16 protein-coding genes and 1 pseudogene are annotated in these 19,309 nt (G+C 45.3%); 6 read left to right on the forward strand and 11 right to left on the reverse strand.

From position 1 onward, the window contains the following. Nucleotides 1-5 precede the first annotated feature (5 nt). Nucleotides 6-941 carry a cysteine synthase A gene (gene cysK / locus C1T29_RS16875; RefSeq protein ID WP_069150091.1) on the forward strand — a complete coding sequence of 312 codons (936 nt, stop codon included), beginning with the start codon at nt 6-8 and terminating at the stop codon, nt 939-941. A 33-nt stretch (nt 942-974) separates the two neighbouring features. Here cysK and pepV read toward each other — a convergent pair whose 3' ends face one another. After that, a complete protein-coding gene (gene pepV, locus C1T29_RS16880) occupies nt 975-2,366 on the reverse strand; it encodes a dipeptidase PepV (RefSeq protein WP_069150092.1) in 1,392 nt (463 codons plus the stop codon). Nucleotides 2,367-2,462: 96 nt separating this feature from the next. On the opposite strand from pepV, the gene pbuO reads away from it, so the two are divergent. Beyond that, nucleotides 2,463-3,761, forward strand: coding sequence for a hypoxanthine/guanine permease PbuO (gene pbuO, locus C1T29_RS16885; protein WP_095432449.1), 1,299 nt, complete (start codon nt 2,463-2,465; stop codon nt 3,759-3,761). Between the two features lie 39 nt (nt 3,762-3,800). Here pbuO and C1T29_RS16890 read toward each other — a convergent pair. Beyond that, nucleotides 3,801-4,945 (reverse strand): annotated as a pseudogene (locus C1T29_RS16890) (ABC transporter permease). Beyond that, nucleotides 4,942-5,652: an ABC transporter ATP-binding protein gene (locus C1T29_RS16895; protein ID WP_071581130.1), complete on the reverse strand. Its 711-nt coding sequence runs from the start codon at nt 5,650-5,652 to the stop codon at nt 4,942-4,944. The pseudogene C1T29_RS16890 and the gene C1T29_RS16895 overlap by 4 nt, the downstream one beginning before the upstream one ends. Nucleotides 5,653-5,940: 288 nt before the next feature. Between C1T29_RS16895 and C1T29_RS16900 the strand changes: the two genes are divergently transcribed. Next, the gene (locus C1T29_RS16900) at nt 5,941-6,162 is read left to right on the forward strand and encodes a DeoR family transcriptional regulator (protein WP_003152337.1); all 222 of its coding nucleotides are present in this window, start codon (nt 5,941-5,943) and stop codon (nt 6,160-6,162) included. Nucleotides 6,163-6,280: 118 nt separating this feature from the next. Here C1T29_RS16900 and C1T29_RS16905 read toward each other — a convergent pair whose 3' ends face one another. Together C1T29_RS16905 and murJ are read right to left on the reverse strand one after the other, a co-directional pair. After that, complete coding sequence (locus C1T29_RS16905; RefSeq protein ID WP_103749894.1) at nt 6,281-7,000, reverse strand: pseudouridine synthase; 720 nt, start codon at nt 6,998-7,000, stop codon at nt 6,281-6,283. Nucleotides 7,001-7,068: 68 nt separating this feature from the next. After that, nucleotides 7,069-8,703 (reverse strand): lipid II flippase MurJ, encoded by a 1,635-nt coding sequence (murJ, locus tag C1T29_RS16910; RefSeq protein ID WP_040082102.1) that lies wholly within the window; start codon nt 8,701-8,703, stop codon nt 7,069-7,071. 202 nt (nt 8,704-8,905) lie between these two features. On the opposite strand from murJ, the gene C1T29_RS16915 reads away from it, so the two are divergent. Together C1T29_RS16915 and C1T29_RS16920 are read left to right on the forward strand one after the other, a co-directional pair. Beyond that, nucleotides 8,906-10,168 (forward strand): BaiN/RdsA family NAD(P)/FAD-dependent oxidoreductase, encoded by a 1,263-nt coding sequence (locus C1T29_RS16915; protein WP_071581177.1) that lies wholly within the window; start codon nt 8,906-8,908, stop codon nt 10,166-10,168. 189 nt (nt 10,169-10,357) lie between these two features. Further along, nucleotides 10,358-11,893, forward strand: coding sequence for a glycine betaine transporter OpuD (locus tag C1T29_RS16920; protein ID WP_014665036.1), 1,536 nt, complete (start codon nt 10,358-10,360; stop codon nt 11,891-11,893). 38 nt (nt 11,894-11,931) lie between these two features. On the opposite strand, the gene C1T29_RS16925 is transcribed toward C1T29_RS16920, so the two are convergent. The 6 genes from C1T29_RS16925 to rmgP all read right to left on the reverse strand — a co-directional run bounded on the left by C1T29_RS16925 (nt 11,932) and on the right by rmgP (nt 16,763). Next, complete coding sequence (locus tag C1T29_RS16925) at nt 11,932-12,114, reverse strand: sporulation protein Cse60 (protein ID WP_003223398.1); 183 nt, start codon at nt 12,112-12,114, stop codon at nt 11,932-11,934. A 67-nt stretch (nt 12,115-12,181) separates the two neighbouring features. Continuing rightward, on the reverse strand, nt 12,182-12,850 hold the full coding sequence (locus tag C1T29_RS16930) for a YesL family protein (protein ID WP_071581128.1): 669 nt from the start codon (nt 12,848-12,850) through the stop codon (nt 12,182-12,184). 20 nt (nt 12,851-12,870) lie between these two features. Further along, on the reverse strand, nt 12,871-14,157 hold the full coding sequence (locus C1T29_RS16935; protein ID WP_103749893.1) for a Gfo/Idh/MocA family protein: 1,287 nt from the start codon (nt 14,155-14,157) through the stop codon (nt 12,871-12,873). An 11-nt stretch (nt 14,158-14,168) separates the two neighbouring features. Then, nucleotides 14,169-14,672, reverse strand: a complete 504-nt coding sequence (locus tag C1T29_RS16940) for a lipoprotein YteS (protein ID WP_103749892.1) — start codon at nt 14,670-14,672, stop codon at nt 14,169-14,171. After that, complete coding sequence (rmgQ, locus tag C1T29_RS16945) at nt 14,669-15,790, reverse strand: unsaturated rhamnogalacturonyl hydrolase (protein WP_142393712.1); 1,122 nt, start codon at nt 15,788-15,790, stop codon at nt 14,669-14,671. The genes C1T29_RS16940 and rmgQ overlap by 4 nt, the downstream gene beginning before the upstream one ends. A gap of 7 nt (nt 15,791-15,797) precedes the next feature. Beyond that, the gene (gene rmgP / locus C1T29_RS16950) at nt 15,798-16,763 is read right to left on the reverse strand and encodes a polygalacturonan/rhamnogalacturonan ABC transporter permease (RefSeq protein ID WP_014665041.1); all 966 of its coding nucleotides are present in this window, start codon (nt 16,761-16,763) and stop codon (nt 15,798-15,800) included. 214 nt (nt 16,764-16,977) lie between these two features. Here rmgP and C1T29_RS16955 point away from each other — a divergent pair, with 214 nt between their 5' ends. After that, complete coding sequence (locus tag C1T29_RS16955; protein WP_103749890.1) at nt 16,978-19,293, forward strand: helix-turn-helix domain-containing protein; 2,316 nt, start codon at nt 16,978-16,980, stop codon at nt 19,291-19,293. Nucleotides 19,294-19,309: the final 16 nt, after the last annotated feature.

Below are 19,309 nucleotides of genomic sequence, written 5' to 3' on the forward strand. Positions count from 1 at the left end.
TGACAATGTTGAAAATCGTTGAAAACACAGCTGATCTGATAGGAGATACACCGCTAGTGAGATTGAACCGGCTTCAGCCGGAAAATGCGGCACAAGTCTATTTAAAGCTTGAATTTTTCAATCCGAGCGGCAGTGTGAAAGACAGAGCAGCTTATCAAATGATCATAGAAGCTGAACAAAACGGTTTGCTCAAGCCGGGATCAGTTATTATAGAGCCGACAAGCGGAAATACCGGAATCGGGCTCGCTATGAATGCGGCAGCACGCGGATATAAAGCAATCTTAGTCATGCCTGATACGATGACGAAGGAACGGATCAACCTGCTTAAAGCTTACGGCGCAGAGGTTGTATTAACTCCCGGAGAGGAAAGAATGCCGGGCAGCATTAAAAAAGCGAAGGAGCTTGCCGAACAAATTCCGAACAGCTATATTCCAATGCAGTTCGATAACACTGCCAATCCTGATGCGCACCGGAAAACAACGGCGCCTGAAATTGCCCGGGCAATAGAGGAAATCGGAAAACCGCTCGGCGCTTTTGTAGCCTCCTCTGGAACGGGCGGAACCATTACCGGAACAGGTGAGGCGCTCAAAGAGCTTTTTCCGGATATCACGGTTCATGTTGTTGAGCCAGCGGGTTCGCCTGTATTATCCGGCGGAAAACCCGGCGCGCATAAACTTGTAGGAACAAGCCCAGGCTTTATACCGCCGATTTTAAATGAAAACGTTTATGATGAAATTATCAAAATCTCAGATGAAGACGCATATACAACGACAAGACGGCTTGCTGCTGAAGAAGGAATTCTTGTCGGCCCTTCATCAGGAGCAGCCTGCTTCGCGGCAATCGAAACAGCGAAACGCCTCTCTCCTGACAAAGTTGTCGTCTGCATGACAGCCGATACAGGAGAACGGTACTTATCAACTGATTTATGGTCATTTATTTAAAAAAAGGACTGGCTTCAGCAGAAGCCGGTCCTTTTATTTTGCAAGCTCGTAAATGGCCTGCGCATACAATGCTGTCGATCTAAGAAGGTCATCAATTTCAATATATTCATCCTTTTGATGTGCGCTGTCAGGGCGTCCAGGAAACAGCGGGCCGAAGGCGACACCGGCTTTTAGCGATCTGGCATACGTCCCTCCGCCGATTGAGATTAAGTCAGCTTTTTTACCCAGCTGGCCTTCATAAACCTTTTGCAGGGTTTTGACTAGCGGATGATCTGCTGACACATGATGCGGCTTGCTGTCTTTGAATTCGCCCAGCTCAAATTCAGTTGCGCTTTCGAATGCATCCCGGATCGCTTTGCTTTCTGCTGTCACAGGATAGCGGATATTGATCCCGAGCTCGCCTCCTTGCCCTTCTTTATAGCGCAGTGTTCCGACGTTTAATGTCAGCTCACCGCTGATTTCATCCTCACAGTCGATGTTCAGTTTCTTTCCTCTTGTATCACCTGAGAATTTGTCTGTCACCACTTGCACAAACCGCAGTCCTGCATCGTCAAGCTCAGTCTGCTGCAGAAATTCGCACAATAAAATGCCGGCATTGATCCCATTGTTCGGTTCCATCGCATGGCAGGAAAGCCCGTACATACGCAAAATGAGCTGTCCGTTCTCTATTTCAGCTTCTCCTTTTTGATCCGTCGTGCGGAGCATGTCTTTAAATGAAGACAGAATCTCTTCTTTTTTCGGCCCTTCAATGACGGCTTCAGCAGCGTCAGGCACCATGTTCAAACGAAGGCCTGACTGAAACGAGACAAGCACTGCCTTTGGCTCGGCTTGGTTTGAGACATGCGGGATAAGTAAAGAAGCATCGATAATCCCTTTTTCCGCGTTAATAATCGGAAAATCGGCGTCAGGCGCAAAGCCAAGTGTTGGCATTTCTTCATGCTTGAAGTAATGCTCTACGCATCTCCAATCGCTTTCTTCATCTGTTCCGATAATCATTCTGACTCGCTTGGACAGCGGCAAATTCATGTCTTTTACGATTTTCAGCGCGTAGAATGCTGCCATTGTCGGGCCTTTATCATCAATGGCCCCTCTTGCATAAATCCGCCCATTACGGATTTCAGCTGAAAACGGATCACTCGTCCATCCGTCTCCCGGCGGCACGACGTCAACATGGCAAAGTACGCCGACAATGTCATCGCCCTCGCCCCATTCAATATGACCTGCGAAGCCATCAAGATTTTTTGTTGTAAAGCCTTCTTTTTCTCCAAGCTCCAGCAGTGAAGTCAGGCTGGCGTTTACCCCTTCTCCAAACGGTTTGCCCGGTCCGGCGGTTGTTTCGTCCATGACACTGTTGATTCTCAAAAATTCCTGCGTATCACGAATTAAATCCTCTTTTCTTCTGATCACTTCAACTTCCCAGTTCATAATGATCCCCTTTCCGCAAGAAATGACTTGCAAAAACCAAATAAAACGAATAATATTAATGGTGTTTTGTTAAAATGTTCGTAATTGGAGGATACTATGTTTCATCTAAAAGAGCAGCAAACATCCATTAAGCAAGAAATCATAGCAGGGCTGACGACCTTTTTCACAATGGTCTATATCGTCGTGGTCAATCCGGTCATTTTGGCTAACGCCGGTGTTCCTTTCGACCAGGTTTTCACCGCAACGATCATTGCCTCCATTGTCGGAACGCTGTGGATGGCCCTGGCAGCAAATTATCCGATTGCTATTGCGCCCGGCATGGGCTTGAACGCATATTTAGCCTTTCATGTCGTAAGCGCAAGCGATGGCGGCATCACATACGCAACAGCTTTCAGTGCAGTATTTACAGCAGGGGTTCTCTTCATTATTTTATCGTTAACGCCTTTAAGAAAACAACTTATAGAAGCGATTCCAAACAATTTAAAATACGGGATCACAACAGGGATCGGGCTGTTTATTGCTTTTATCGGTTTGCGTCAAGCGGGAATTGTGGCAGCTGATGAATCAAACCTGGTTACTCTCGGCAATCTGCATTCACCGGGTGTCATTTTAACACTCGTCGGCCTTTTGATCAGCGTGGTCCTGATGGTGCTGAATGTAAGAGGCGCTTTATTTATTGGAATGGCAGCTACCGCTTTGATCGCCTTTTTTACCGGACAGCTTCATTTTTCAAAGGGATTTATGTCGTTTCCTCATTTGCCGGAAGGATTGATGATCTCAAATCCATTTACCGCTTTTGGCGACGTCATTCATCACGGCCTGTACGCTGTCGTCTTTTCTTTTCTATTGGTCACCATTTTTGATACGACAGGCACAATGATCGGAGTAGCAGAGCAAGCAGGGCTCATGAAAAACAATAAGCTGCCGAACGTGCGAAAAGCGCTGCTTGCTGATTCAACCGCGACAACAGTAGGAGCTGTGTTCGGCACAAGCCCGACGACGGCATTTATCGAATCTTCCGCAGGCGTCGCAGCCGGGGGAAGAACGGGGCTTACAGCTTTGACTGTGGCGGTGATGTTTGCGGCTTCAATGTTTTTCAGTCCGCTTGTCAGCGCCTTGTCCGGCATAGCTGCCATCACCTCGCCTGCTTTGATTATTGTAGGCAGTCTGATGATGGGCTCAGTTTCCAATATGAACTGGAAAGAGATGGATGAAGCATTCCCAGCGTTTCTCGTCATTTTGGCTATGCCTTTGACATCGAGCATTTCTACAGGAATCGCGCTTGGCTTTATTTCGTATCCGATTGTAAAAGCGGCACGGGGAAAATGGAGAGAGATTCATCCGCTCGTTATCGTTTTCGCCATACTGTTTTTCATCCAGCTGTTTATTTTATAACACATAAAGAAAACCCAAACGCTCAGTCGTTTGGGTTTTTTATGTGAATAATAAAGAGACGGCGGCCGCAAAAAAACAGCAGGCGGCAAACGCATAGTGCAGAGTGTTGATACAGCTTTTTCTGGCCCGGTAATATTCATCACTTTCCATATCAGTTCCAATTAAAAAAGGGGCATCCATGACCTTGTCAAAAATAAGCGTCAGGATATAACGGCAAACACCTGTATAAACCAGAAGCGCTATCACCTTCAGCCAAATCGGGGAGACAAAAATCAAAATCGTAAAGGCCGACAAAAGCATGTACATTTCCCTCATATACTCGCCATTCCTCAGCATGACTTTAAAAAACAATTCCTTATAGCCAGTGCAGATCGTTCGCCTTTTAAATATCCTTTTTGAATTGCGGTATAATAACGGTTTTCTTCTCATCCTGTCTTTTACTTTTGGCATTCCCGCCTCCTGGCTCATCATCATCACAAGTCCTGCAAGGGCAAGCCTTCTTTTTTTCTCTTCAGTCACCTCAGCTTCAAAACTGTCTTTTTCAAACTGCGGACGGCTGAGAAAAGCAAAAATAAAATGCCAAAAAGCGCAAGCAAGTGCCACTCAGTCAAAACAATCAAGATAGCAGAACCAGCAAAAAGAATAGCTCTTGCAGAGATATCGCCAATCCATCTCGAAATGGAGCGCGGCTTTCTGATCCTGTCTTGCTTTAAGGATAAAAAGAACATATGAAGGCCAAATAAGTAACATATTAGAAGCGCGCTTTCTGCGAATGTGATGTGAACAGAATGACGGATTAAAGGAAAAACAACGAAAAAGAGCAGCAGCCATTTGGCCAGCGTGACCAAAAAAGAATACAAAAGCGCATACCGTTTTAACTGATAGATTATTTCTTTCTTTTGCAGCAAAAACACTTTGTCCGCTTTCATTAAAAATGTGCGAATCGAGCCTGTAAACATGATCAGCACACACACAGCATACAGCCATCTCCATTCCGCCACTTCAGACCACTCATAAAGAAGGCCTCTTCCGTCCATCAAATCAATATACTGATAGACGACAAAAGCAAGCGCCGGCAAAACGATATAGAGAGCGACTGTCCAGTCAATGACCGCATGCAATACCTTAAACTGATACCTGTAATAGTCAAACAGCCTCCGAAAAAAGAGCGTACGCCCGTTCATGGCCGATCACCTTGAACTGCCTTATAAAAACAGTCAAGCAATGACTGCCCCTCTAATCCGGTCTTGTCCTGAATATCTTTTAACGTGCCTTGGAGAAATAAAGAACCTTTCTCAATCATGTAAAACCGGTCACAGATCTTTTCCGCGGTATCGAGCACGTGTGTACACATGAGAATGCCGGCTCCCCGTTCTTTTTCAGCTTTAAGCATGTCCACAAAACGTTTCGTCGATATCGGATCAAGCCCGATAAACGGTTCATCAATCACATAGATATCAGGCTTAGAGAGAAAAGCCTGGATAAGCATCAGTTTTTGCTGCATGCCTTTTGAAAAGGTGACAGGCAGCTCATGCCTGACATGATCAAGCGAAAACGTCTGCAGCAGGCTTTGGGCCCGTTGTGCAAATTCACTCTCTTCAATGCCGTGGAGTGTGCTGATCAGATCCAAATGCTCCCACAGCGTCAGTTCTTCGTAGAAGGACGGATGCTCCGGAATATATGCAAATGAACAGCCGTTCCAGGCAATTTGCCCTTTAAAATCTTCTGAGAGGCCGAGTATCGCCTTCATTGCGGTGCTTTTTCCGGCGCCGTTAGCTCCGATCAGCCCGACCAGCTCCCCTTTTCCGACTTCCAGAAAAACATCGGTGAGCACTTTTTTACGGCTTGTATACCCCGCCTGTTCTATTGAAGCTTCAAGTAAATTTGTCAAACTCACCCACCTCCAAAATTTACTACGAAACAGAATAAAAAAAGTTTCTTTAAGCATAATAATATTGAGCCGGAATACATAGTAATCCAACAAGGATGGCTGCCCAACGAGAATTGGAAAAAATTAATAGGAGTTATCCCTAGATTCATTACTGCAATATCGTGTATAATGAGGGCGAATTATTTTAACAATTACAGATGTCTGCCTTTGTTGCTATTTCGTACGCAGTTGATAGTCGTGAGTTGTGGTTAGTCAAGTCCATCCGATCTTATGATAGGGAGTGGTTTTTTGAAACCTTCAACAAACCGTATGCTAACTCGAATCAAATCAGTTTACATGTTTATCCAAGAAAAAGGTCTTGTGACAACGCAGGAACTGGTTGACGAATTCGGCATTACACCTAGAACGATTCAAAGAGACTTAAATGTGTTGGCATATAATGATCTTGTTCATAGTCCAAGCCGTGGCAAGTGGGAGACAACGAGAAAGAAAGTAAAGATTACCTCATAAATTGAAAAATTACATAGGGCCGCCTGTGAGCGGCCTGATAGATACAGGGCGAAGAAACTTCCGAGCCTTGTTTTTGTGCGCTTATAAATAAAACCCCGCATTCGTATGCGGGGTTTTTTCATGCTTGCGGTTCATTGAGCCAATGAAGTTCTTCCTCCGTAAGCTCCCGGTATTCTCCGGGTGCCAGAGCGGGATCCAGGGAAACGCGCCCCATCGAAAGCCGCTTCAGATAAGCCACTTCATTGCCTACAGCCTTTGCCATCTGCTTGACCTGATGGTATTTTCCTTCGGTAATTGTCAGATATATCACAGTATTGCCATTGTCGTTTGTTTTGATTTCCGCTTTTGCCGGCTTTGTTTTATAGCCGCCTTCTATGTAGACACCCGTTTCCAAATCGGAAATGTCTTCCGGTGAAATCTGTGATTTTAAATGGACTTCATACGTTTTTGGAACATGCTTTTTAGGAGAAAGGAGCCGATGTGCGAGCTGGCCATCATTTGTGAGCAGCAAAAAGCCCTCTGTATCTTTATCAAGCCTGCCGGCGGGAAATGGCTCAAATCTCATCTCCTCCGGCGTCAGCAGATCGATCACCGTTTGCTGCCGGCTGTCCTCGGTCGCCGACAGCACGCCTTGCGGTTTATTCATCATAAGATAAATGAACTCGCGGTAATCAACCGGTTCCCCGTATACGGTAACCTCCTGTGTATCAGGATCAACGTGCGCCTTTACATCTTTGGCCGGTTTGCCGTCGATCATAACGGCTCCCGCCTTCACAACGGCTTTGACTTCTTTTCTGGAACCATACCCGCTGTTGGCAAGCAGCTTATCAAGTCTCATTCCTCATCTCTCCTTTATAAAAGAAAGCCCGCAGCATGCGAGCCCTCTGTTTCATCATATCTTGTTCATCAGCCCGCATGTCTGCCTTTCTTTAAGAAACCCGGCAAACGGCGACCTAAAATTTTCTGCAAAAATCCTAACCGGTAGCCGCAATACAGGTAAACAGCACCGCCAACAGCGGCCGCAATTACCACAACAATCGCAGCTTGCAGCTGGCCATCCTGATAGGAAATAAAGAAGCTTAATACCCACTGTACGATTTTCACGGCAATACCCATAATAGCTGATAAGACCAGCATCAAAACAGTTCGTTTAACCAGTATCTTATACGAATAGCCTGCATGGCGCTTAATCATGATAAATCCATATAAAAGGGAAGCGATATATCCAAGAGCCGTCGCTAAAATCGCACCGTCAGCCTGCATCAGCTTGATTAGCGGAACATTCAGCACAAGCTTGATCACGACACCGATCACAAGGCTGACAACCGCAAATTTTTGTTTATTGATGCCCTGTAGAATGGCTGCATTGACCGTAAACAAAGAGAACAAAATCGCGACTGGGGAGTACCAAAGCAGAATGTTTGCTCCCAGTTCAGGATGAAGGCTCTCTGACCCGTAAAAGAACGTATACGTCGGTCCTGACAATAGAGAGATCCCGACAACAGCCGGAATAATTAAAAACAGGATCGTCTGCATCGTTTGGTTAATCTGCTGATTTAACAGCTTATAGTTTGCGCTTGTAAACGATTCAGTAATCGTTGGAATTAATGTCAGTCCGAAAGCTGTTGCAAGGGAAACCGGGATCATCACGAGCTTCTGCACATACAGCGTTAGAATCGCCAGCATGTCCTGGCTGATGGCTTGATGCCCGGCTTCAATCATCGCTTTGTTAAACGTATTTGTATCAATATAGTTATACAAAGGGATGGCTAGTCCGACAAAAACGTACGGAGCAGCATAGCTGAACAGCTCGAAAAACATTTTCTTGTAGCTTAAGTTTGCTGTCGGTCCCGTATTCGGCATCATCGCCAGCAGGCTGCCCTTCCGTTTGTTCCAATAAATATACAGCACGACCAGCCCTCCGAAGGCACCGATCAGCGCTGCGAAGGTCGCATAGCCGACAGCGATGACAAGGCCGCCGTTGAAAACCTTCAAAATCAGGTATGTCGCACTCAATAGAAAGATGATGCGGACAATCTGTTCAACGACTTGGGATACAGCTGTAGGACCCATCATTTGGTGCCCTTGGAAGAATCCGCGGACAAGACTCATAATCGGTACGACCAAAAGCGCTAAGCTGACCATGCGAATGACATAAACAACATGATCAATTGTCAGGCCGTTATTATCCTTGCCTCCCAGCGATATTTCCGCAAACATCGGAGCGGATAGATACAGAATGAAAAAGGCAATCATTCCAGTGACGAGCATAACCGACATGCCCGCCTTGAGCATTTTTCTGCTTGTCTCATAATCCCCTTTGGAATTATATTTGGACACAAATTTAGAAACAGCCGCCGGAAAACCCATCGTAGCAATATTCAAAAATAAAGTGTATTGGTTGTATCCGTATTGAAATAATGCACCGCCTGTCGCCCCGACCATAATGCTGAAGGGAATTAAATAGACCATTCCCAGAATTCGCGATATATATGTACCGAGCGTTAACACAAACGTTCCTCTTAACAGTTTGCTTGACATGTTTCTTCATCACCATTTTCTACGAAGATTCAACTTTTCTATTTTACCACAACTGGGCATTTAGACGGTAATAAATACAAAAGCAATCCTGTGAACATTCTTATCCGCTGCAAAAGACGTTTAAGGAGCGGCTTTCTTTCGCTATAATAGTACTGCGGACGGGATGTCCGCATACGAAACGAAAAGAAAGTTGATGATAAAGATGAAACAATATGACGTAATCGTAATCGGCGGTGGCCCTTCAGGCTTGATGGCTGCGATTGCAGCAGGGGAGCAGGGCGCTGGCGTTTTGCTGATAGATAAAGGAAATAAATTAGGGCGGAAACTCGCGATTTCCGGGGGCGGCCGCTGCAATGTGACAAACCGCCTTCCTGTGGAAGAAATTATTAAGCACATCCCCGGAAACGGGCGTTTTTTATACAGCGCGTTTTCTGAATTTAATAATGAAGATATTATCAAGTTTTTTGAAAACCTTGGCATTCAATTAAAGGAAGAGGATCACGGCAGAATGTTTCCTGTGACCGACAAAGCCCAAAGTGTTGTTGACGCGCTGTTAAACAGGCTGAAGCAGCTCCGTGTAACAATCAGAACGAACGAGAAAATTAAATCTGTTATATATAAAGATGGACAGGCGGCAGGGATTGTGACGAATAATGGCGAAATGATCCATAGCCAGGCTGTCATTATCGCTGTCGGCGGCAAAAGTGTGCCTCATACCGGAAGCACGGGAGACGGCTATGAATGGGCTGAAGCCGCAGGCCATACCATAACAGAGCTGTTTCCGACAGAGGTACCCGTCACTTCTGGCGAACCGTTCATTAAGCAAAAAACACTTCAGGGCTTATCACTAAGAGATGTAGCCGTCAGTGTGTTAAATAAAAAAGGCAAACCAATCATCACACATAAAATGGACATGCTGTTTACCCATTTCGGCCTCTCAGGTCCTGCCATTCTCAGATGCAGCCAATTTGTCGTGAAAGAGCTGAAAAAACAGCCCCAAGTTCCAATCAGAATTGACTTATATCCGGATATCAATGAAGAAACGCTTTTCCAAAAGATGTTTAAAGAATTGAAGGAAGCACCGAAAAAAGCCATTAAAAACGTGCTGAAGCCCTGGATGCAGGAGCGCTACCTCCTATTCCTGCTTGAAAAAAACGGCATCTCTCCGAACGTATCGTTTTCTGAACTGCCAAGGGACCCTTTCAGACAATTTGTAAAGGACTGCAAGCAGTTTACTGTTCTCGCAAATGGCACACTGTCGCTTGATAAGGCATTTGTCACGGGAGGCGGGGTATCTGTAAAAGAAATCGACCCGAAAAAGATGGCCTCTAAAAAAATGGAGGGGCTTTACTTTTGCGGAGAAATTCTGGATATCCACGGCTACACAGGAGGATACAATATCACCTCCGCCCTAGTAACAGGAAGGCTTGCGGGGCTCAATGCCGGTCGCTTTGCCCGCTCCTGACCAGCCTTTTCAATTTTTTACAAAACGCTGAACATTTGAAAATTCTCCGCATTCATGGTAGGGTGAGACTTGTTTTGTTTCACCTGATTGCGGGGTAATTTTAAGAGAGGAATGATCTGCCAGCGTACGACCATACTAAGCCTGCGAGCAGATATAGGCGTACACAAAAAATTTAGAGGGTGAGAATATTTGAAAAATATATCTAGTGTATTTTGGATTGTGATTGTGATCACAGCTGCTGCTGTATTATGGGGCGTTGTTTCTCCAGACAGCCTGCAAAACGTATCCCAATCCGCACAAGCATTTATCACCAATACGTTTGGTTGGTATTATCTTTTAGTTGTCTCATTGTTTGTCGGGTTCTGTCTCTTTTTAATTTTCAGCCCGATCGGCAAAATTAAACTCGGAAGACCCGATGAAAAACCGGAATTCGGGTTATTATCATGGTTCGCCATGCTGTTCAGCGCAGGCATGGGAATCGGCTTGGTATTCTACGGTGCGGCTGAACCGATCAGCCATTACGCAATTAGCTCTCCATCAGGTGAAACAGAAACCCCCCAAGCCTTTAGAGATGCACTCCGCTATACATTTTTCCACTGGGGTCTGCACGCTTGGGCCATTTATGCCGTCGTGGCATTATGCATTGCCTATTTCCAATTCCGAAAAGGCGCTCCAGGATTAATCAGCAGCACGCTGTCACCGATTCTAGGCGATAAAGTTAACGGTCCGATCGGCAAATTAATTGACTGTATTGCTGTTTTTGCCACAGTCGTCGGAGTAGCCACAAGCCTTGGTATCGGGGCGACTCAAATTAACGGCGGATTGAGTTACTTATTTGGCATCCCAAATAACTTTCTCGTTCAATTTATTTTGATTGCCATTGTTACTGTGCTTTTCTTGATTTCTGCGTGGAGCGGACTCGGAAAAGGCATTAAGTATTTGAGCAACACCAATATGGTATTAGCTGGACTGTTAATGCTGTTTGTGCTGTTTGTCGGGCCTACCGTACTGATTATGAACTCATTTACAGATTCTATCGGACAGTATATTCAAAACATCGTGCAAATGAGCTTCAGACTGACACCGTACGATCCTGAAAAACGCGAATGGATTAACGGCTGGACGATTTTCTATTGGGCATGGTGGATTTCCTGGTCTCCATTTGTCGGCATTTTCATCGCCCGGGTATCCAGGGGACGGACGATCCGTGAATTTTTGATCGGTGTCTTGGTAACACCATGTATTCTCGCGTTCCTATGGTTCTCTATCTTTGGCGTATCGGCTATGGATCTTCAGCAGAACGGCACATTCAATGTAGCGAAGCTGTCAACGGAAACAATGCTGTTTGGAACACTTGACCATTATCCGCTGGCGATGGTGACATCTATTTTGTCACTGATCCTGATCGCTGTATTCTTTATTACGTCTGCTGACTCTGCAACTTTTGTGCTAGGCATGCAGACGACCTACGGCTCATTGAACCCAGCCAATTCAGTAAAATTCAGCTGGGGCATCATTCAATCTGCCATGGCTGCTGTCCTCTTGTATTCCGGCGGTCTTTCCGCTTTGCAAAACACAGCCATTCTGGCAGCGCTGCCGTTTTCTATCGTCATCCTGCTGATGATTGCCGCTCTCTATAAATCGCTCTCAAAAGAACGAAGAGAGATCAAAAGAGCGGAGAAAATCGACAAACCGAGAAGTCCAAGAGTGAAAAAGGCATATTAACAAAAAAGATCTTTCCGCACACGCGGGAAGATCTTTTTTTATTTGCGGTATAGAATAAGGGCGGAAAAACAGTAAAGCTGCTCACCGTCCGGGTCGCACGCCGCCGAAACCGTATATTTGATATCAATCAACTGCTCCTCTGATATCCCTTTTAAAAATGAATTGATTTCCGTCTGTAAGTCTTTTTCATGTTCTTCATCAAATACTGCCACCTTCAGCATCTTATCCGCTCTCCTTTCTCTATCAATCTATTCCGTTTGGAACAGCGTTATGATAGAGAAATAATGATCACCTCATCTCCGGATAAAAAGCTTCCTTTGTATGGTGTTTCTTCTGCGGCACACTGTCTTGGTTCTCCACTTTCAACAGTACGGCATAAGCCATTCGCATATGGCAGTAGCTGATCAGGCTGACGCTGAAAAAAGGGACAATGCCGGGCAGGTACGCAAGCAAGAAAAAGAGAGCCACAGTCAACGCAAGCATCGCAAGCGTATATTGCAAATACGCTACACTGAGCAAGAGCGAAAACTTCACATACAGACGTTTTTTCCAGTCAAAATGGACAAGCAGCGGAAACACATAAAAAAGCATGGATACGAACAAAAAGCCAAATATCATAATGGCGAAGCGCAGAACATGCAGAAGGAAATGGCTCGGATAAATAAAGGCCAAATCGATATAAATGATCATTCCGATGATCGCCAATACTGCGCCAATCAGATTTGAACGAAAAAACTCAGCCTTGTATTCCCGCCAAAACGTTTTGAGCACCGAAACGTTGTCCTGCCCTTGAACCCACTTCCGCATGACAGCGAATAAAGCCGCGGTCGCGGGCATGATGCCAAACACACCGAGACCGAGCAATACAAACAACAGCCACAGCAAGTTTGTATACGCGAATCTCATGATCCATTCGCAAAAGCGCAGCATCCGCCCCAGTGAACGATCATGTTCCATGGCGTCCCCCCCTTTTTGCACTATACATTCTGCATCTGAAAAAGCTCTTTAATCCCGATCGGCCTCTTTTCGGCAACCGAGCGCCACATTCCCTCACCAACCGCGATGGAGTAGGCTCCGGCTTCAGCCCCGGCTAAAATATCATAGCGGCGAAGCGGGTCTTTCCCTAAAAAAAGATCCTCAAGCAAAAGCGGATCGCCTCCGCCATGCCCTCCCTCATTTTTGACCACTTGTATCGTCTGCTTTGATTCAAAAAGCGGATAGTATTCGATTGTCTGCTCAGGAAAAGCAAACGGAATTCTGGAAGGTTCGTGAAATTCATTTGATTCGATCCGCCCTTTTGTGCCGTTGATCGTCAGCCGGTAGCCTTCATACGGGGCCGAAAATAAAATCGAATAGCTTAATAGTGCACCGCCATCATATTTGACTGTCGCCACGTACGTATCCTCGATGTCAATTTCTTCGTCAAAAATACACGCGTCAGGCCTGTATGCAGTATATAAGCTGGACTGGTCTCCTGCTTGGAGATGATCATCCTTTACAGAAGCTTTGGAGGAACGGGGATGCCACCTAGAATAGTAATGGCACTTTTCTTTGACCCGGCACGTCCCGCAAAAACGCCCGTCTTCTTCCGGCAAGGGGTTCCACTCACTGTCCGGCCCATAGTAATTCAAGGCGCCGTAAGCAAACACCTCCTCCGGATTTTGCCCGAGCCACCAATTGACGAGATCGAAATGATGCGTTGATTTATGGACCGAAAGACCTCCGGAAAGCGGTCTCGACCGGTTCCAGCGTTTAAAATAGCTGGCGCCATGATACGTATCAATATACCAATTTAAATCAACGGAGGTGACCCTGCCTATTTTTCCTTCCAGAATCATTTCTTTGATTTTCCGATGAAACGGGCTGTAGCGATAGTTAAACGCGACGATGACTTTTCCTTCGCTTTTGGCCTCCGCTTCAAGCACCCGATTCGCATCCTGCACTGTCGTCACCATTGGTTTTTCAGTAATCACATCTTTATTCCACTGAAGGCTTTTTACAATATATGTGACATGCGTATCGTCCCTGCCTGCTACAATGACGATATCAGGCTTTGACACGCGCATCATCTCGTCAAAAGCATCTTCGTTAAACACGGGCACGTGGGCCAGCTCGGAAAATTTCTCCTTGCAAACGGCAAAACGTTTCGGATCGGCATCCAGCAATCCGGTAATCTCATAATGAGTTGAAAACCGCTCCATCAGCGGCTTGATAAACATACTGAGAGCTCTGCTGCTCACTCCGCAAATGACGATATTCTTCAATGTTCTCACCTCTATCGGGCTTCAGTTAGTTGGGAAATCAGCTGCAGCGCTTCCTCTGTTTTTTCAGCATACACAGGGATAAACGCTGCCATATCGCGATTCAATCGAAAAGAATAGCCGTTCAGCTGTTTTTCCCCTTTTTCGATCTGAACGGCATAGATTGTTTTCTCTCCTGTTTTTTTATTAACCGTTGTATAAGGAGATGTTTTTTCAGGAGACAATCCGTTTAACGGCTGAAAATTTTCCGGATCATCGAAAGCTTGAAACATGTCTTCAGGCACGATGAAAACATCTCCCTCATGGGCTGTAATTTCCGTCAGCAGTTTTTCTGGAAAAGCTGGAAGGATATCGACCTTCCCGGCATTCTGCCCAGCGGCCATTTTTATGTTTTCCTGTACGCCAGCCTTCATATCAGAAAAGAGAATGACATGCATTCCGTCCGGCCTGCTTGAGCATGATGCCAAAAAGAGTACTAAGACGATTACCCACAAAGCCGTACGTATCCTTTTTGTCATTTTCCCGCTGACCTAAATAGAGGCTCCAGTTCTGTCATGGCCAAAATAAACGCGCCGGCTCCGTGCAGATCGTTTGTGCTTCTTTCGCGGCTGACATAATAGTCATAGAAACCGGCTGATGTTCCGACACATATGTCTTTGACGAGAAACGCTCCGTCTTCTGTTGTTTCGGTTTTATGCTGAATCAAGCCTTGATACGCTTTTAGTAGTGTTGTTTCGTAAGCTCTGTCTAGATAGCCTTTATTGATTCCTTTCGCAAGTGCGTACATGTACAGGCAGGACCCTGAGCTTTCCAGCCAGTTATCAGACCTGTCTCCCTTATCAACGATCTGATACCATAGCCCTGTCTCCTTGTCTTGATAGCGGGAGATGCTTTCCATCATGTCCTGCAGCGTGTTTTTCCACACATGACGGTTCGGATGCTTCTTCGGCAGCTCTTCAATCATGTCAGCAAGAGACATGACGTACCAGCCGATGGAACGTGCCCAAAATTCCGGTGAACAGCCTGTCTCTTCATTGGCCCAAGGCATTTTTTTCGCTTCATCCCAGGCGTGATAAAAGAGTCCGGTTTTTGAATCCTTCGTATGCTTTCTCATCAATGACTCCTGCAGCACGACCTGATCAAACAGCTCCGGCTCCTGCTTCAGATTCGCGTATTTCAGTGCGAACGGCCCCCCCATGTATAAGCCGTCAAGCCACATTTGGTAAGGATAACCGTCTTTGTGCCAAAAACCATCCTCAGACGTCCGGTTCAATGTTCCATATAAGCCGCGGAGCCTTTTTGCCGCTTTGACATACCGCTCATCCTTCGTCTGTTCGTATAATGGAAAAAGAATGAGACCCGCTTGAATAGCGTCCAGCTCATCTCTCCTAAATAATAGATTGCCATAATCATCGATTAAGAGATCTGCATAAGCCTTCGCATACTCAAAATACCGCTTTTCCCCGGTTGCTTCCCATAACCGCAATACACCGCATAAGAAAACGCCTTGATGGTAATGCCAGCGGTTTGCAGGCGGCAGCTCCTCGACAGTGTACGTGTTCATAATCGTATTTGCCAATGCCTCCGCGTACGTAAGAGGCGATTTTACAGCGATTGATTGATCCATTGATCCCATCCCTTTCCTAATAAATTCCTTCCTCGCCAAATTTCTTCGCCAAACGATTCGCAAGCATGACCAAAATCAGCCCGACTGCCGCTTTAAATACGCCGACTGCTGTACTGTAGCTGAATTGGCCCTGTTTCAGCCCGGCAGTATAAACGTACGTATCAAAAATTTCCGCTACTTCCCTATTCGTTGCATTTAACAGCAAATACACATGCTCGAAGCCAAGCTCCAGCGTGTCTCCGATTTTCAAAATCAGCAAAACGACGATAACGCTTTTAATGGCGGGCAGCGTAATATGCCACATTTGCCGCAGCCGTCCCGCTCCGTCCATTTTCGCCGCTTCATACAGCTGAGGGTCAACCGCTGTAATGGCCGCCAGATAAATGATCGTCGACCATCCAGCTTCCCTCCAGATAACCTGAAGAATATACAGGGGCCTGAACCATTCTTCGTTCAGCAGAAAATTGATTTTTTCACCGCCAAAAAACACAATCAGTTCATTAATCAAGCCTCCGTCTACCGTTAAAAGCACAAACGATAGCGATACCACAATGACCCAAGACATAAAATGCGGGATATAAATCAGCGTCTGAACAAATTTTTTAAAGAGAGCAATCCGCACTTCGTTCAATAGAAGCGCCAGCAAAATCGGCACCGGAAAAAATATGGCCAGGTTCAACGCAAATAACACGAGCGTGTTTTTTAACAAGAGAAAAAATGTAGGCTCAGTAAACAGCCTGATAAAATGCTTCAGCCCGACCCACTCACTGCCCAAAATGCCGAGGAATGGCTGATAATCCTGAAATGCAATCACAATCCCCCACATCGGGACATACTTAAAAAGCAAAAAATAAATACACCCAGGCAAAATCATCAAGTACAAATATTTTTGCTGGATCAGCTTACTTAGTAAGCGCTTTCTTTTTTCTTTTTTAAAAATGACTGCATCAACAGCCGGCGCTTGCGCTTCTGCTGTTTTCATTTTTTTCAAGCCTCCTTTCACAGGTTCTTGCATTCACTGTAGCTCAGCAGGCAAAAGTCCGTCTACAATCATATGATCACATCCTGTTTTATCCCTTTATGATCAATGGTTCAGCAGTTCCACCTGAAATAAAGACACCGATATTAGAAAATGATTATTGACAATATATATCAATCTTTGGATTAATTGTATTAAGGTGAAGTGGATTTAGGAAATGGGGGGTTTTATGAAAAGAAGCCAATACAAGTTTTACTACAAGCTGATCACGTTTTTCTGCCTGCTCAGCACCATTCCGGTTATTTTGGTTGGATTGTTTTCGTACGAGCACTCTCAGAAAACGGCTATTTCCAACGTTTCGGAGGAAAAATTCGACACACTCCAGCAGACCCAGCAAAGCATCGAGCATATCTTGAAAACCGTTGATCACTCTTTGACCCACTATGTGAGTTCGCCGCCTCTCCTTCGCACTCTGTCCGAGTCTTTGCACTCTGACCAATTTCAAATCTATAACCAAGTGAACCAAGAGCTCAATTATCTGCAAAGCTTTGATACCGACCTGTCCAATCTGACGTTAGTCAGTTATACGAAAAAATGGCACATGAACAATTCCGGTTTGTACCGCTTAAACACAGACACTCTTCATGAAGCAGCATCAGCATACACGAAACACAAAGCGAGCCGCTCATATTGGACACTTGAGGAAAACAATCATTTGATTTCCACAAAAGAAGGCACATCAGAAAACTGCCGTTACAATATCAATTTAATTAAGCAGCTTCCTTTGAACAGCACAAATACAAAAGGATTAGCAGCCGCAAGCATCCCGAGCTGTTCGCTTGTCAAAAATATGCCTGACTATTCTAACGCCAAAAACCTGTTTATCATGGATGAAAAAGGCCGCATCATCCTGCATAACAATATGTCTGACGTCGGAGAATCTCTTCATAACGACGGTTTTGTCCAAAAAATGCTGGCGCAAACCGCTAATAGCGGTCAGTTTGAAACAGTTATTGACCGGATTCATTATAAAGTCACCTATCAAAAATCCGATTATAACACGTGGACTTATTTTTCTCTCGTTTCCCTGCCTGAGCTAAAAAAAGAAGCCAAGTCAATCGGCTGGATCACTTTTACAGTATGCCTTATTTTGTTAACGCTTTCATTATTGTTTTCTTGGCTGGGTTCCCGCCATTTTTACAAGCCGATCAGGGTGCTTTACGAATCATTCGCAAGGCATGGTGCCATACAAGAAAAACAGCCGCCTCAAAATGAATTTGAGTTAATTGAACAGAGCTTTAAGCAGCTGAAGGACAGAAATGATGACCTTGAAGAAACGATGAAGCAGCAAGCCACTCACCTGCAGCAATATTTTATGGTCAGGCTTATGCTCGGAAAACTGACGGATGAGGAGGTTAATAACCGCTTTGAAAGCCTCGGCTTAAAGCAAAATTGGCGGCACCTTGCCCTGCTTGTGCTCCAAATTGACACACTGAATCATACACCTTATGAGAAAAAAGATATGGATTTGCTTTTGTTTGCCGTCAACAGCCTGATTGAGCGCAGCATCCCGACAGACAAACATCTTGCCCCCGCCGTGGTGGACAAACAGCAGGCAACGATTTTGATCAATCAAAGCGGGACAAAGGAGGAATTCATGGCTGAGCTGAATGAGACTGCAAGGATGATTCAGGAAAAAGCGGAAGCTGAGCTGCAGCTGTCTGTCAGCATCGGCATCAGCCAGCCGTTTGATGCGCTGACAAAGGCGAAAACAGCCTACGCTGAAGGTTCGGAGGCGTTGAAATACCGGCTCAAAGCAGAAAACAAATCGATTATCTTTTATGAAGACCTGGACCAGAAAAAAACCTTCAAAACCCATTTTCCCAAGCAGCTTCAGCATGAGCTGTTCGATGCCGTCAAAGCAGGAGACAAGGAGAAAGCGGACAAATGCCTGCACGCGATTTTGCAAGCCATTTTCACCCAGAACACTAACCTGTACCAATTTCAGATCGCCATCGCGCGCTTTTTGAACCATGTGATTGAGCTGATGCATGTGCTCGGAATCGAATTGTTTGAGCTTGAAGAAAACAAAATGCTGTATGACCAGATTTTCGAGCTGAAAACGTTCGAGGATACCGAAAACTGGCTCAAAAATGAGTTTATTGATCCGATGACAGACAAAGTGAACGCCCGCGCGGATGCCCAGTACAAAAATATTTCCGACAACATCATTCATATCATCCACCATGAGTTTGAATCTGAGTTGACACTGGATGAAATCGCACGCAGGCTCCATTACAACCCAAACTATTTAAGCAGCATTTTCAAAAAAGAAATGGGTATTTCATTCAGCGAGTATGTCTCAAGCTACCGACATCATATGGCGAAAAGCTGGCTTGCCGAAACCGACATGGCGGTCAAGGACATTGCGGAAAAACTAAAATATAAAAACTCGCAAAATTTTATCAGGTCATTTAAAAAGCTGGAGGGAATTACACCGGGAAACTATCGCCAGCAAAAAAGAAGTATGTAAAAAACCCAAAACACGC

The organism is Bacillus sp. MBGLi79 (assembly GCF_002953915.1).

Excerpts from the sequence above, each read along its gene's own strand:
- pbuO (WP_095432449.1), top strand. The coding sequence starts at position 2,463 with ATGTTTCATCTAAAAGAGCAGCAAACATCCATTAAGCAAGAAATCATA.
- rmgQ (WP_142393712.1), bottom strand. The coding sequence starts at position 15,790 with ATGGGATCAATGGATCAATCAATCGCTGTAAAATCGCCTCTTACGTAC.
- cysK (WP_069150091.1), top strand. The coding sequence starts at position 6 with ATGTTGAAAATCGTTGAAAACACAGCTGATCTGATAGGAGATACACCG.
- C1T29_RS16925 (WP_003223398.1), bottom strand. The coding sequence starts at position 12,114 with ATGCTGAAGGTGGCAGTATTTGATGAAGAACATGAAAAAGACTTACAG.
- pepV (WP_069150092.1), bottom strand. The coding sequence starts at position 2,366 with ATGAACTGGGAAGTTGAAGTGATCAGAAGAAAAGAGGATTTAATTCGT.
- C1T29_RS16940 (WP_103749892.1), bottom strand. The coding sequence starts at position 14,672 with ATGACAAAAAGGATACGTACGGCTTTGTGGGTAATCGTCTTAGTACTC.
- murJ (WP_040082102.1), bottom strand. The coding sequence starts at position 8,703 with ATGTCAAGCAAACTGTTAAGAGGAACGTTTGTGTTAACGCTCGGTACA.
- rmgP (WP_014665041.1), bottom strand. The coding sequence starts at position 16,763 with ATGAAAACAGCAGAAGCGCAAGCGCCGGCTGTTGATGCAGTCATTTTT.
- C1T29_RS16930 (WP_071581128.1), bottom strand. The coding sequence starts at position 12,850 with ATGGAACATGATCGTTCACTGGGGCGGATGCTGCGCTTTTGCGAATGG.
- C1T29_RS16955 (WP_103749890.1), top strand. The coding sequence starts at position 16,978 with ATGGGGGGTTTTATGAAAAGAAGCCAATACAAGTTTTACTACAAGCTG.
- C1T29_RS16915 (WP_071581177.1), top strand. The coding sequence starts at position 8,906 with ATGAAACAATATGACGTAATCGTAATCGGCGGTGGCCCTTCAGGCTTG.
- C1T29_RS16905 (WP_103749894.1), bottom strand. The coding sequence starts at position 7,000 with ATGAGACTTGATAAGCTGCTTGCCAACAGCGGGTATGGTTCCAGAAAA.